Source organism: Bacillus sp. LNXM12-1 (genome assembly GCF_003004375.1).
GTDB lineage: Bacteria > Bacillota > Bacilli > Bacillales > Bacillaceae > Bacillus.
Map to the genome: position 1 here is coordinate 894,042 of NZ_PVWX01000001.1, position 13,719 is coordinate 907,760.

The 13,719-nt window shown below is 41.1% G+C and carries 15 protein-coding genes; 4 read left to right on the forward strand and 11 right to left on the reverse strand.

Annotation, left to right across the window (positions count from 1 at the left end; all coding sequences use genetic code 11):
* Positions 1–67: 67 nt before the first annotated feature.
* The 5 genes from C6Y07_RS04725 to C6Y07_RS04745 all read right to left on the reverse strand — a co-directional run bounded on the left by C6Y07_RS04725 (position 68) and on the right by C6Y07_RS04745 (position 6,148).
* Positions 68–985 (reverse strand): phosphate ABC transporter substrate-binding protein, encoded by a 918-nt coding sequence (locus C6Y07_RS04725; RefSeq protein ID WP_034661310.1) that lies wholly within the window; start codon positions 983–985, stop codon positions 68–70.
* A gap of 214 nt (positions 986–1,199) precedes the next feature.
* Positions 1,200–3,335, reverse strand: coding sequence for a peptidoglycan D,D-transpeptidase FtsI family protein (locus tag C6Y07_RS04730; RefSeq protein WP_060596704.1), 2,136 nt, complete (start codon positions 3,333–3,335; stop codon positions 1,200–1,202).
* Positions 3,336–3,457: 122 nt separating this feature from the next.
* Positions 3,458–4,744: an MFS transporter gene (locus tag C6Y07_RS04735; protein ID WP_060596680.1), complete on the reverse strand. Its 1,287-nt coding sequence runs from the start codon at positions 4,742–4,744 to the stop codon at positions 3,458–3,460.
* 122 nt (positions 4,745–4,866) lie between these two features.
* The gene (sodA, locus tag C6Y07_RS04740) at positions 4,867–5,475 is read right to left on the reverse strand and encodes a superoxide dismutase SodA (RefSeq protein WP_007501264.1); all 609 of its coding nucleotides are present in this window, start codon (positions 5,473–5,475) and stop codon (positions 4,867–4,869) included.
* 187 nt (positions 5,476–5,662) lie between these two features.
* Positions 5,663–6,148, reverse strand: coding sequence for a DUF456 domain-containing protein (locus C6Y07_RS04745; protein WP_106156281.1), 486 nt, complete (start codon positions 6,146–6,148; stop codon positions 5,663–5,665).
* A gap of 143 nt (positions 6,149–6,291) precedes the next feature.
* Between C6Y07_RS04745 and C6Y07_RS04750 the strand changes: the two genes are divergently transcribed.
* A complete protein-coding gene (locus C6Y07_RS04750) occupies positions 6,292–7,062 on the forward strand; it encodes a DUF1189 domain-containing protein (protein WP_106156283.1) in 771 nt (256 codons plus the stop codon).
* Between the two features lie 54 nt (positions 7,063–7,116).
* On the opposite strand, the gene C6Y07_RS04755 is transcribed toward C6Y07_RS04750, so the two are convergent.
* A complete protein-coding gene (locus C6Y07_RS04755; RefSeq protein WP_060596677.1) occupies positions 7,117–7,662 on the reverse strand; it encodes a GNAT family N-acetyltransferase in 546 nt (181 codons plus the stop codon).
* A gap of 205 nt (positions 7,663–7,867) precedes the next feature.
* Between C6Y07_RS04755 and C6Y07_RS04760 the strand changes: the two genes are divergently transcribed.
* Both C6Y07_RS04760 and ispG read left to right on the forward strand, forming a co-directional pair.
* Positions 7,868–8,170, forward strand: coding sequence for a hypothetical protein (locus C6Y07_RS04760; protein ID WP_003217371.1), 303 nt, complete (start codon positions 7,868–7,870; stop codon positions 8,168–8,170).
* A 105-nt stretch (positions 8,171–8,275) separates the two neighbouring features.
* The gene (ispG, locus tag C6Y07_RS04765) at positions 8,276–9,388 is read left to right on the forward strand and encodes a flavodoxin-dependent (E)-4-hydroxy-3-methylbut-2-enyl-diphosphate synthase (RefSeq protein ID WP_106030988.1); all 1,113 of its coding nucleotides are present in this window, start codon (positions 8,276–8,278) and stop codon (positions 9,386–9,388) included.
* A gap of 43 nt (positions 9,389–9,431) precedes the next feature.
* On the opposite strand, the gene C6Y07_RS04770 is transcribed toward ispG, so the two are convergent.
* Positions 9,432–9,794: a DUF308 domain-containing protein gene (locus C6Y07_RS04770; protein ID WP_060596674.1), complete on the reverse strand. Its 363-nt coding sequence runs from the start codon at positions 9,792–9,794 to the stop codon at positions 9,432–9,434.
* Positions 9,795–9,933: 139 nt separating this feature from the next.
* Between C6Y07_RS04770 and C6Y07_RS04775 the strand changes: the two genes are divergently transcribed.
* The gene (locus tag C6Y07_RS04775) at positions 9,934–10,512 is read left to right on the forward strand and encodes a 5' nucleotidase, NT5C type (RefSeq protein WP_106039260.1); all 579 of its coding nucleotides are present in this window, start codon (positions 9,934–9,936) and stop codon (positions 10,510–10,512) included.
* An 86-nt stretch (positions 10,513–10,598) separates the two neighbouring features.
* Here C6Y07_RS04775 and C6Y07_RS04780 read toward each other — a convergent pair whose 3' ends face one another.
* The 4 genes from C6Y07_RS04780 to C6Y07_RS04795 form a co-directional block, all read right to left on the reverse strand.
* Positions 10,599–11,516: an ROK family protein gene (locus C6Y07_RS04780; RefSeq protein ID WP_106156285.1), complete on the reverse strand. Its 918-nt coding sequence runs from the start codon at positions 11,514–11,516 to the stop codon at positions 10,599–10,601.
* A 134-nt stretch (positions 11,517–11,650) separates the two neighbouring features.
* Complete coding sequence (zur, locus tag C6Y07_RS04785; protein ID WP_012010595.1) at positions 11,651–12,079, reverse strand: zinc uptake transcriptional repressor Zur; 429 nt, start codon at positions 12,077–12,079, stop codon at positions 11,651–11,653.
* Positions 12,057–12,917: a metal ABC transporter permease gene (locus C6Y07_RS04790; protein WP_060596671.1), complete on the reverse strand. Its 861-nt coding sequence runs from the start codon at positions 12,915–12,917 to the stop codon at positions 12,057–12,059. Before C6Y07_RS04790 ends, zur begins: the two co-directional genes overlap by 23 nt.
* Positions 12,917–13,693 carry a metal ABC transporter ATP-binding protein gene (locus tag C6Y07_RS04795; protein ID WP_095285396.1) on the reverse strand — a complete coding sequence of 259 codons (777 nt, stop codon included), beginning with the start codon at positions 13,691–13,693 and terminating at the stop codon, positions 12,917–12,919. The genes C6Y07_RS04790 and C6Y07_RS04795 overlap by 1 nt, the downstream gene beginning before the upstream one ends.
* Between the last annotated feature and the right edge of the window lie 26 nt (positions 13,694–13,719).

Consider the following 13,719-nt stretch of genomic DNA (forward strand, 5'->3'; position numbering starts at 1 on the left):
TCCTATGAATGTCATAAAAGGAAAAGTGAAAAGCTCCACTTTTCCTTCATCAGCAATTCAAGACCTCTTACTTATCTGTTTGTTTGCCTGTTGCGTCTCTTTCTACTTTCATATTAGAAACTGAGATGTAGCCTTGGTCTTTGACGATTTCTTTTTGTACTTCATCACTCATGAGGTAATCTAAGAATTGTTTTGCTAGACCATCCGGCTCACCTTTTGTATAAGAGTGCTCGTATGCCCAAATTGTATATTTACCGCTTTCTACATTGCTTTCTTCCGGTTTCACACCATCAATGCTAAGCGGTGTAATTTTGTCATCTGTTAAATAAGAGAATGCTAGGTATCCAATCGCACCTGGTGTTTCAGCAATCAGTTTTTTCACTGTGTTTGAAGAATCTTCTGTGATTCCTTCTGCAGGTGTTGCACCATCAAGTGCATACTTCACAAATGTTGCACGAGTTCCTGAAGAGTCAGGTCTGTTCACAAGAGTGATTTTTTGGTCTTTCCCGCCAAGCTCTTTCCAGTTTTTGATTTTACCAGTGAAGATTTTTTTCAATTCGTCCTTTGTGATGTCTTTGACACCCACTTCAGGGTTTACAGCTGCGGCCATTCCAACAACTGCTACTTTGTGGTCTGTTAAAGCTTTTGCGTCGATTCCGTCTTTCTCTTCTGCGAATACATCTGAGTTACCAATTTGTACAGATCCTTCTGACACTTGAGAAAGTCCAGTTCCTGAACCGCCGGCTTGCACTTGAATATCGGCTTTTGGATGTTTATCCATGAATTTTTCTGCTGCCGCAAGAACTAAAGGCTGCATCGCAGATGATCCTGAGATGGTAATGGAACCTGATGCCTCATCTTTGTTTGAAGCATTTCCTTTACTGTCTTTTGAATCTCCGCTTGAGCTGCTGTTTCCGCATGCTGTGACGAATGCTAACAATGCGATAGTAAGGAAAGTAAGCAGCCATAATTTGTTCTTTTTCATTTCAAGAATACCCCCTGAATAATTTGTCCTACGAGTAATACATTAAAGGTTCTTTATTAATTTCGTTTAAATGGAATGTTAAGGTTTTGTAAATGTCGAAGTTTTGTAGAATTCTTGCGATGTTTTTTATGCATTTTGTCAATTTATCTCGAATAATTTGAAGAAAACGTAAAAAAACGCCCACAAAAAGTGAGCGTTTTTACCTAGAAAAGGTCTAGTCATTTGTTTCTGCTTCATTTTCAATTTTATTTTTGTTCTTCGCTTGTGTATCATTGCTTTCCTGTTTTGATTTCAGCTCAAAGTACTTGTCTAGTACTTGTTCACCGATATCATTTGTAATTGGATAGCGCTGATTGTAGTCTTGATACACCCACGGTACAACGACGGAAATGGCCACTTCTGGATTATCAGCAGGCGCATACGCAACAAGAGTGGTGTTATACGTCGGTGTGCCGCGTTTGCTTTTAATTGGGCCGTCATAGAATGATTGAGCGGTCCCTGTTTTGCCAGCCGGGTTGTATTTTTTGTTGCCAAAGTTCGAATAGGCTGTCCCTCGTGGGTTCTGCATAACAAGCTTGAAGCCTTGCTGAACACGCTTGATCTCATCACTCGTCATGTCTAGCTTATTCAATACGTCCGGTTTGACGGATTCTGTCACAGCACCAATGCCGCGCTGCGGATCTGGCTCTCTCACTTCTTTAACAAGCTGCGGACGTAAACGATATCCGCCATTGGCAACTGTTGAAACGTATTGCGCCATTTGCAGCGGTGTAAACGTATCATACTGTCCAATTGCATAGTCAAGCAGGAGACCAGATTGTGTAGACGTTCCCCGGTAGCCTGTCGCTTCGTTTGGCAGGTCAATCCCTGTTTTGACCCCAAGACCAAATTTACTGAAATTATAGCGGAATGTATCAAAAGCTTTCGGATCGATTGGGAGCGGTTGGTTCTTACGATACTCCCCTTTTCCAACGGCAATCGCTGTTTTAAACATATACACGTTAGATGAACGCTCGAGTGCCGTTAAATCATTAATAAGTCCCATATTTTGATAGGATTTCTTGGGCGGTGACTGCGCGATATATAGCGGTTCATCGTACTGGGTACTTCCTATGTGAAGCACGCCTGTTTTATATCCCGTCAGTACAGTTGCCCCTTTGACAGCTGAGCCCATCGCATAAGATGATGTCATCGTTCCTAATGCGTAGTCATCAAATTTGTATTTTCCGTTTTTGTTTGAAATCTGTTTCCCCGCAACTGAGAGAACCTCTCCATTTCTCGGGTCCATCATGACAACAAACGCGCGATCAAGAAGCTCTGTTCCGCCTCTTTGTTTCGCACTTCTCAAGTTCTTTTCAACGATTTTTTCAACCGCTTTTTGCAGCTGAATATCAATGGTGAGCACAAGATCTTTCCCGCTCTTTCCTTCTGTTAGCACTTTAGAGCTTGTCACATTGCCCTCTTTATCGGTTGTGCTCTGTTCTTTTTCCTTTTGGCCTTGCAGGACATCTTCATATTGATATTCTAGATAGCTTTTTCCTACACGGTCATTTCGGCTGTAGCCGAGCGATAAATAATGTTCAAGAAGTGACTGCGGAAGTCCTTCATCACTTGAGGACACACTGCCGAGCATACTGCGGAGCAGTCCTTTATACGGATAGCTGCGTGACCAGTCTGTCGTGACATCCACACCTGGCAGCTCGTCCAAATGCTCAGAGACGTAAGCAATTTCGCTTGGCTTCACATCTTCATTTTTAATAAACTGAGGCGTAAGTGCATAGCCTGCATCCATTTGTCTTTTAATGGCAAGCACTTGTAAGTCTTTTTTCGTCAGTTGATTTAATTCCTTGTCCGTGATGCGTTTTAGTTGAAGCTCATATAGTTTATCATCAGAGACCTTATCGTCACCCTTTAATTCCGATTCCTTTTGAACAAGCTTTTTCGCTTCATTCGGATGCGTTAAGATCCAGAAATCTTTTTTGTCACGATCTGTGATTTTTTTCGTACTCACATGAATCATATCCGCTAATTTTGTTGCCACTTTGAGCCGCTCTTCTTGTGAAGTTGTCGAGGTTCTCGTATATGTAATGGCATTTAGCGCTTTATTGCTGACAATCGTATTATAGTTTCGATCGTAAATTTTTCCGCGCGGAGCAGATGAGCTGACATTCACATCTTCTTGTTTTTCTGCCTGCTTTTTATAATCTTCTCCATTGACAATTTGTACAAATCCGAGTCTCACAACAACACCGGTAAAAATAATAAACGCAGCTAAAAATAGTAAATTCAGCCGGAGTGGAAGTGTTTTGCGCCCTTCCTTTGCGTCTTTTTTGTTTTTCTTGTTTCTCATCACATCACCTTTTCTATCAAGAAAGAAATGGCACCCCTTTTTGTGTATAAAAGGTGCCATCATCATTTTAGCGGTTTTTCTATTATTTATCTAGAAATTTGATGTTCCATTGGTAAGAAATTTTACCTTTCTCCCTTAATAAGGTTCGTGTGAGAAACTGGCTTTTGACCGTCAGTCTCTTTCATATCAGCTGTTTTTTCTTTTAAATGAATATCTTTTACAAAATAATAAATGAGTGTGTGTCCCGCTCCAAGCACAACAAGAGAAGCAGGAATTCCGAGCTCATCACCTAGTAAGGTGACAGACAGAAGAAACAACACAATGGAACAAATACGGCCAGCATTTAAAAACAGCTCTCTGACCACAATATATTCAATTCGGGCTTTCCTTGCATACCTTGCATGACCGATGACATCGTATGTTAAGGATACATATGGAACAAGCAGAAGCGGGTATCCTATCGCAATGGCTACCGCATACATGAGAAGTGATACATAGGACAAGTGAAAGACGATTAAGAACAAGGCGCCGTATAAAATCAGCCCGCCAAGCATAATGGCTTTCTTTCGCCACTTTTTCTTAATCAAACGTGTAGCGAAGAAATAAGCGAAAAAGGCAACACCGGAGTTCACTAAACCAAACGTCCCGAGAGCAAGCTCACTGTTTGTTGCGATAAACACAAAGACACTGATTAAGAAGACAAAGACCCCTTCACGAAGCCCTTGAAAAAAGTGAGCTGTTGTAATCTTACGCCAATTCTCGTCGGCATGGCGTTCTTTCCATATTTGCTTGATGATAAATTTCCCTTTTGACTGCCTTCTCTTGAGGAAAAAGCTCATCACAACCGCCAGTGAAAACAAAAAAAGCGATAACGTGAAAATCACCGTATAGCCTGTATCATCCGTTAATTGAGAAATGACAATCCCCGCAATGAGAGGACCGATCATGCCAGCAGTAGATGACAGCACTCCGAGAAACCCATTAAAGAAATCTCTTGTTTCAGGCTCAGTGATCTCAAAGGTAAGTACGTTAAAAGCAAGCCAGTAAAAACCATAGCCGATCCCAAGGACACTCCCTAATAAAACAAGCCGCGCGGCCGCTTGCTCTCCTGCCATTAAGACAATTAAGTAAAAAGCGGCTAAAAAGATAACGCCGAAACGAAGGACAAACGCCCGGTCTATTTTTTTAGCGAGCCGGCCTGCGAATAAAAATGTAATGGGCTGAAGCACAACAATAGCCAGATTGTAAATCGCAAGATCCGTGAATTTCCCAGACTGTTTCCATAAATACACGTTTACAAACGTATTTGAAAGCGCAATGGCAAGTGCGTATAATCCGCCAATCGTGAGGAGGAGCATTAAATCTCTTGTAACATCCATGTCCCCGAACATTTTCTTTAATCTGCTCATATATTTCATTCTCCTTTTCTACACAATAGTCTGTCTCATCAAAAGGCAGATATGTAAAAAAAGGAGGGAAAATATAAAAAGACCTGCTTCTCTAAAGAGCAGGTCTTTTCAAATCAAATGATTTATTTAGCTTCGCTGTAAAGGCGAGCCACTTCATCCCAGTTCACAACATTCCAGAAAGCTGAAATGTAATCAGGACGACGGTTTTGGTAGTTTAGGTAGTAAGCATGCTCCCAAACGTCAAGTCCTAGAATTGGTGTTTTTCCTTCAGTTAAAGGAGAATCTTGGTTTGGCGTGCTTGTGATTTCAAGTTTGCCATTGTTCACAACAAGCCATGCCCAACCAGAACCAAAGCGTCCTGCAGCTGCTGCAGCGAAATCAGATTTGAATTTTTCAAATCCGCCTAATTCTTTTTCGATTGCATCTGCAAGTTCACCAGTTGGTGCGCCGCCACCGTTTGGTGAAAGAAGCGTCCAGAATAATGAGTGGTTAGCATGTCCTCCGCCATTGTTACGTACAGCTGTACGGATGTTTTCAGGCACAGAGTTTAGGTTAGCCACTAGCTCTTCGATTGATTGATCTTCAAGAGCTGATACACCTTCGATTGCTTTGTTTAAGTTTGTTACGTATGTGTTGTGGTGTTTTGTGTGGTGAATCGTCATTGTTTCCTTGTCGATATGTGGTTCTAATGCATCGTAAGCATATGGTAATTCTGGAAGTTTAAAAGCCATGGTTAAATTCCTCCTTAGAAATGTATGTACTGAAATGCTTCCTTAGGTCGTAAGCAAGCAATTCAACCTACTCAAAGAGTATCAAAAGAATTGGCTTGTTTCAATGTTATTGCTCATGATCTGAAACATTTCAGTGTTTATTTTGTATTTAGCCCTTTAGAAAAAGTTTTAAACTCCCTTTTTCTATTTAGCGAAGGACATAAAATAAAAAGATGCCCAGCATCAGCGCTTGAATCAATCCTTTGGCAAATACACCTGATATAAACCCGATTAATGAGCCTAATCCCACTTTCACACTCGTCTTCACATCTTTTTGATGAACAAGGAGCTCTGCAATGACACTTCCGATAAATGGACCAATGATAATTCCTGCAACGGGAATCACAAAAGGACCGACTAATAACCCAATGGTGCTTCCCCAAATAGCTGCACGACTGCCGCCAAAACGCTTGACCCCAATGAGGTTTGAGACATAATCTGCCGCAAATAATACCGCGGTAAACACGGCTTGAATGAGCCAGAACGTCAGTGTAAGCGGCTCGAAGCTGAAAAAGAAACCATATAGAATAAATCCGAGAACCATAAAGACCACGCTAGGGATAATTGGATAAACAAGTCCAACAAACGCAATGATAAATGCACAGATAACCAGAATCCAATACATTACGTCCAAGTCACTGCCGCCTCCTTTTTATATGCTGTATACATTATGCCTCATTCCATCTATCTTAACCAGCGATGAAGGCCATACTTGTACTTGATAGATAGACATTGATACAATATGAGAAATAGAAAAGAATGTAGGAAGTGAATTGATTGAACGTATTTAATCTATTGTTAAAAGGCATTTATTCTCCAAAAGATATTGCTAAAGCACGGTTTACAGGGATTGGCAAAGCGATTTTATTCATTTTTATCCTTTCGATCATCGCAGCAGTTCCTCAGGGTTATCATATGAGTCAAGAAATCTCGAATGCGATGTCAGGATTTCAGCATGTGATCAAAAAAGATTTACCTGATTTCTCAATCGAAAAAGGAAAGCTTCAAGCGGATCAAAGTGAACCGATAGAAAAAGAAGAAAACGGCATTACGATCATTTTTGATCCTGCTGAAAAAATAAAAGCAAGTGAGCTTGAATCAAAGCAAACAGCCATCGCATTATTAAAAGAAAAAGCAGTGATTGCCATTGATGGCCAAATGACAGATATCCCGTATCAACTTCTTGGCGGAACGCTGACAAAAGACGAACTTGCCCGCGTCACAAATCAGAATCAAGCGATTATTATCCCAGTCATCTGTGTGCTGCTATATCTATCAACTGCGGCTCTCATGTTCATTAGCGCAACTTTCCTTGCGATGCTTGGTACATTTATTAAACGCATGCAGCAAAAAGAGCTGTCTTTCCAAATGCTTTGGAAACTCTCTGCTTATTCACTCACATTAACAACGGTCTTTTTCGCCATCATGAGTGCATTAAACACGCCTGTTGCGAATTCATTTTTATTAAATTGGGTCATTAACTTTATCTTCTTATACCTTGTCGTAAAGGAAATACCCGCTAAACATAAACCACTTGTCAAAAGTTAATGAGTAAATGAAAGCTCCCCCAACTTGGAGGAGCTTTTTATGTATGTTCATGCTCTATGATTCATCTGGATGAATCATCGCAAACAAATAATGATCCTCCCACACGCCATTAATCTTTACTTTTTTACGATTCAGTCCCTCATTTTCAAAACCTGTCTTTTCAAGCACACGAATGGAACCTATATTACCCGGCTTTACTCCAGCCTCAATACGATGAAGGTGCAGTTCATCAAAGGCATAATCGATGATTAAACGAATGGCTTCTGTCATATACCCTTTCCCGCCATGCTTTTCATCAAGTACATACCCCAGCCAAGCTCCTTCTATTGGGCCTCTTACGACAGAACTTAATGAGATCGTCCCAATTAAGGCATCTGTTTCATTTAAGAAAATACCATGCATGTAAGCTTCATCCCGTGCACATCTTTCCACACTGCGCTGAATTCGTTCAATTTGACGAGATAACGTGAAAAAATCATCTTTGACCAAAGGTGTAAATTGCTGAAAATATGAGCGATTCTCAAGTTCAAGTGTGAATAGTGATTGTGCATCATTTTCTGTTAGCGTTCTCACATATATATGCTGACTTAGTTTCTTCATAAACTCCCCCTTCTTTTATTTTATCATAATGGTCATAGAAGCTTGAAAAAAGCACCGCCAAGCGTAAAACAAAGTGTTTTTTCAATTCATTACAAGACTCACTAGAACTAACTAGAACCACGCTTTCCAGCTTTTCTCCTCATTTTGGTTCTATCATTTCAGGACATGCATAGACTGAAGTAAACTCTTAAAAGCGGTGAGTGAAATGCGGCGTATTATTTTTTTGCTAATCAGTTTGTTTGTCCTTTTTATTATCTTTTTTGATTTAAAAAATGGCACCATCCCTGTTGAAGAAGGTCCAGCTGTCCCTGCAAATGCCTTTCAAACACCTGAGAAAAAAGCATATAAGAATGTGACTGTGAAACAAGGTGAAACCGTCGTCTCTATCGTCCATACAAGCAAGCCACTTGATGAAGTCATTGAAGATTTTGAAGAGCTGAATCAAGGCGTCAAAGCAAACGAAATTCGGGCAGGCAGCACATATAAGTTTCCGGTGTATAAGAGATAAAACGTTAATTCCTTGTCATTCATACAAAGAGACTGTTACAATATGAACTGTAAAACAAGACGTACATGGCAAATGATTGCTTGTACACTAAGGAGCGATTGACAAGTGAGTGAAGTCACACATCGTACTAAAACGCGTCCCGTCAAAGTGGGACCTTTAACTATAGGTGGAAATAATGAAGTTGTCATCCAAAGTATGGCAACAACCAAAACACATGATGTCGAAGCGACAGTAGCTGAAATTAAGCGTCTTGAAGAAGCAGGCTGTCAAATCGTGCGTGTCGCATGCCCAGACGAGCGTGCAGCAAATGCGATTGCGGATATTAAAAAACAAATCAACATCCCGCTTGTTGTCGATATTCATTTTGACTACAAGCTTGCACTGAAAGCCATTGAAGCAGGTGCAGACAAAATTCGAATCAACCCAGGGAACATCGGAAGACGAGAAAAAGTCGAAGCTGTTGTGAAAGCAGCAAAAGAAAAAGGCATTCCAATCCGTATTGGGGTAAACGCCGGTTCATTAGAGAAAAAAATTCTTGATAAATACGGCTACCCAACAGCAGATGGTATGGTCGAAAGTGCACTGCACCACATTAAAATTCTAGAAGATCTAGATTTTCATGATATCATCGTCAGCATGAAAGCATCTGATGTTAACCTAGCAATTGAGGCGTACGAAAAAGCGGCAAAAGCGTTTGATTACCCTCTTCACCTTGGGATTACTGAATCAGGTACATTATTTGCAGGTACAGTCAAAAGTGCAGCTGGTCTCGGCGCTATTTTGAATATGGGGATTGGGAATACACTCCGCATTTCATTAAGTGCTGATCCAGTTGAGGAAGTAAAAGTAGCACGTGAACTGTTGAAATCATTTGGTCTTGCAGCAAATGCAGCCACACTGATCTCTTGCCCAACTTGCGGCCGAATTGAAATCGACCTCATAAGCATTGCAAATGAAGTCGAAGAATATATCTCCACGATTAAAGCACCGATTAAAGTAGCTGTTCTTGGTTGCGCTGTAAACGGTCCAGGTGAAGCGCGCGAAGCTGATATCGGAATTGCTGGAGCTAGAGGCGAAGGCCTATTGTTCCGTAAAGGTGAAATTGTTCGTAAAGTGCCAGAAGAAACAATGGTTGAAGAACTGAAAAAAGAAATCGATAAAATCGCTGAAGAGCATTATGCAAAAATGGAAGCTGAAAAAGAAAAAGCGAACGCATAACAAAAAACGCCTGACGTCACTGTCAGGCGTTTTCCTGTTCTTGTTAAAAGAACGGGGTGATAAATATGCCAAGGATGACGGAAACAATTCCGATCCCGATTGACCATGCGCCAAGCGCATGTGCTCCTTTTCTTCTTGCAATATAACCAACGACGATTGCCGCTACTCCTAATAGCACCGGCAAGACAAATAGTGAGATAATCGCAATTGCGAGTGCTGTATAGCCTATCCCCTTACTGCCTGAATCGTCACCTGCTTGGTCACGTTCTCGTCTGTCTACTCGATCTCTTGAAGCCTGATATGGCTCTGCAATTTCAGCAGCTGTTTCCTCTAGATAGCCATCATCATTACTAAAGTTTGTGTCGATTTCACGATCATTTCTTCTGAAATCTTCGTCTCTTTCCATGATCAATTCCCCCTTTTGGTTAATAGAAAGGAGCTTTTTTAGTATGAGCAAAAATGTCTGTTTCATGTTTGCTAAAACTTGCTGGAATTGTGAATTGATTATGTTACACTTTAAGAGTATAAAAATGAGGAGTGTGGGCATGTTACGTTTAGGAATTGATATAGATGGCACAGTGACGGCGCAGGACACCTTTGTTCCCTATTTAAATAAGTCGTTTCGATGTGCCATGACACTAGATGATATGACAGAATATGATTTGACGAAGCTTTTAAATATTTCTCAAGAAGAATTTTGGGGCTGGATGAATGAGCATGAGCCTCTTATATATAAACAGGCAAAGCCTGCTAAGGATGCAAAAGAGATTCTTGATCAAATGAAACATCAACACAGGCTGATTTATATTACAGCAAGAAGGCAGCATCACGCGGATATCACCTACGAGTGGTTTCACAAACACCACGTGCACTATGATGACATTGAGCTGGTTGGCGGTCATCATAAGCTCGAAGCTGTTCAAAAGCACAAGATTGATGTGTTTTTCGAGGATCATCATGGGAATGCTACGATGATTGCAAAAGAGGCTGACATTCCGGTTATTCTTTTTAACTCCCCTTATAATCAAATGCCCCTTGACGACAGGATTATACGCGTCAACAACTGGCAGGAAGCATCTCAATGGATCAAACAATACGAGCAGCGTTTGGAAACTGCTTATTAATGTAGAAAAGCCGATACTTTAATATATCGGCTTTTGATTGTGGACAAAGAATGCAAGGGTTTGTCTACATGCTGAAACCGATACGTTTAATATATCGGCTTTTTTGATGGAACAAGCTGACCTTCTTTCATGAGAAAATGGTACAGTGCTCCCTTCATGCCTGCCTGATTCAAGTAGTAGCACGTTTCCAGCTTCACCTGAATATTCTTCCATGCATGCAGTGTATGTAAATGTTTCTCAATGCTTGATAGTAAATCCGGTCTTGCACTTACGCCGCCGCCTATGAGGATTTTCTCTGGATTAAGAACAGTTGCTACATTGTAAATGCCAATGGCGATTCGCTTATACCACTGATCCACCAGCTTCTCAATGGACGGATCGTGCTTTGCCTTTTCAAAAATTTCTTGACCGTCTATTTGAGTACTTTGCGGAATTCCTTGCTTTTCTTTATAGCTGCGAATTAATCCAGCCGTTGAAGCACTGCTGTTGAGTGTTGTAAATTGTCCATTTTCTGTCTCTGTCAGCATCATGCCAAATTCACCGCCGCGGAAGGAAGCCCCGCGCACAAGCTGACCGCCAGCGAAAAGACCACCGCCAACACCTGTCCCAATCGTCATACAAATAAAGCTGTCACAATCTTTCGCATGGCCACTATATTTTTCTGCAAGAGCTGCACAATTCGCATCATTTTCAACTTCAACACGAAGAGATGTTTTCTCTTCTAGCAGTGTTTTTACATTTTGACCATTTAAGGCGATGATGGCTCCTGCAAATTCTGTATAACCTATTTCACTGTCCACAAAACCCGGAAGACTAATAGCGATTCCGCTGACATCCGACGTTCTTTGATATTGCTTGACCACATCCGCCATAGCTTCTAAAAACGGTTCAAGCTGCCGGCAGTTCGTTTGATAGTCACCGCTCGTGACCAGCTCCCCATCCTGATCCATTAATCCATGTTTTGTTCTCGTCCCGCCTACATCGAACACGACATAATACGCCACTTTTGACCCCTCCCTTTACTCCAAAAGACGCAAATTGCTGCATCGTACCTTGTTCTCATTTTAATGAAACAGCCGCCCTTTGTAAAACGTTTTCAAAAAGACAAAAGAAAAAGCCAGCTCTGCGGCTGGCTTTTTCATGAGTGAACTTCCTTCGGTTCGCAGGAAGGACACGTTCCGTAGATTTCGAATTTATGTCCGCTAATGTGATAATCCTCTAAATCGGCGTCTAGCTTGTCCATAGGACAGGCATCGATCTCCTTTGTTTTACCGCATGCAAGACAAATAAAGTGATGGTGGTGATGAGAAAATGAGCATTTAAAACGAAAAAGCTTCTCCCCTGACAATTCCGTTGTTTCTAATATACCTAAGTCTTCATATAGCGATAAGTTTCGATATATCGTATCAAAGCTAAGACCCGGGTAGTCTTCACTTAGTGCCGTCAGCACATTTTTAGCGGTCAAATATTTATCAGAATCAGAAAACAATTGAAGCATATCTTCACGTTTGCTTGTATATTTGTAGCCTTTTTCCTTTAATAAATCAAGCGCTTCTTGTACGTTCATGATGATTCCCCCTTCTGAATTTTCCAATACTAATACATCCGATTAAAATCAAAATGGACAGCATCACAATGGTTCCGCCTGGCGCTAAATCTAGATAATAGCTTAAGATTAATCCGGCCAATACAGACAATTCACCGAACAAGATCGAAAGGAAGATCGCCTGTTTAAATCCTTTAGCAATGCGGATACTTGCCGCAACAGGAAGCGTCATAAGCGCAGAGACAAGCAGTGTACCTACGATACGCATTGATGCCGCAATGACAAGTGCGACGACTAAGATAAAAATAAAATGAATCCATTTCGCTGAAATACCAGAAGCCTTTGCATGCTCTTCATCAAAAGAAAGTAAAAACAATTCTTTATATAAAAGCACGACAACTAACACAACAACGAGTGAAATCCCAACAATAATCCAAAGATCTAATCTCGAAACCGCACTGACACTTCCGAACAAATAACTAAACAAATCGGTATTAAAGCCATTCGCTAGTGAAATGAAGATGACGGAAATCCCGATACCACCTGATAAAATAATAGGAATCGCAAGCTCCTGATAATGCTTATACACGGAGCGCAGACGTTCAATAAACAATGAACCGGCAACAGAAAACGCCATCCCTAAGTACAGCGGGCTCACCCCTGTCAAGAGGCCAAACTTTTTATCAAGAAATAAGCTTGCTGCAATACCGGCAAGTGATACGTGACTGAGGGCATCTGCAATCAGCGAGAGCCTTCTCACGACGATAAATACACCAAGTAAGGGCGCAATAAAGCCGATCAGCATTCCTGCGATAAACGCATTTTGTAAAAATTCATAATGAAAAAATGGAAATAGCATTATTCATGTCCCCCATGATGGTGATGATCGTGATGAATCACTTGAATGTCATGTCCGTAAAATTGAGATAACGCTTGATCATCCATTGAATCAAACGTTTCTGCATCCCCGTGGAAATGAAGTGTCTGATTTAAGCAAGCCACATGGGTGACTTTATCAGACACGGTGCCAACGTCGTGTGTGACGAGAATTAAAGACATTCCTTTTTCTTTGTTCAATGTTTCAAGCAGCTGATAAAAGCCTTCTACTGTCCGCTGATCTACCCCAACCGTCGGTTCATCTAAAATGAGCAGCTTTGGCTGACTGACGAGCGCACGGGCAATAAAAGCACGTTGCTGCTGACCGCCTGAAAGTTCACCGATGTTTTGGTGCTTTAAATCTTGTATGCCAACTGAGCGAATGGCATCCTCAACTTGCCATTTGTCCTGCTTGCTCATTCGTTTGAATAAACCAATTTTCGCCGTCAATCCACTTGCAACGACCTCGTAAACAGAAGCAGGGAAACCCGTATTAAAACTATTCGCCTTTTGAGAAACAAATCCAATTTGATCCCAGTCTCTAAATTTTGACGCAGGCGTGCCAAATAGCTTTAATTCACCTTGCTGTGGTTTAATGAGCCCAAGCAGGCATTTTAATAAGGTTGTTTTACCAGATCCATTCGGTCCAACAAGTGCTAGAAAGTTCCCTTCCTCTACTGTTAAATGAATGTGATCAATGACATTTCGCTGTCCATACGAGTACGAAATATCCTTCATTTCAATAATTGGCTTTGCCATGAATCTTTCCACCTTTAATCAATATA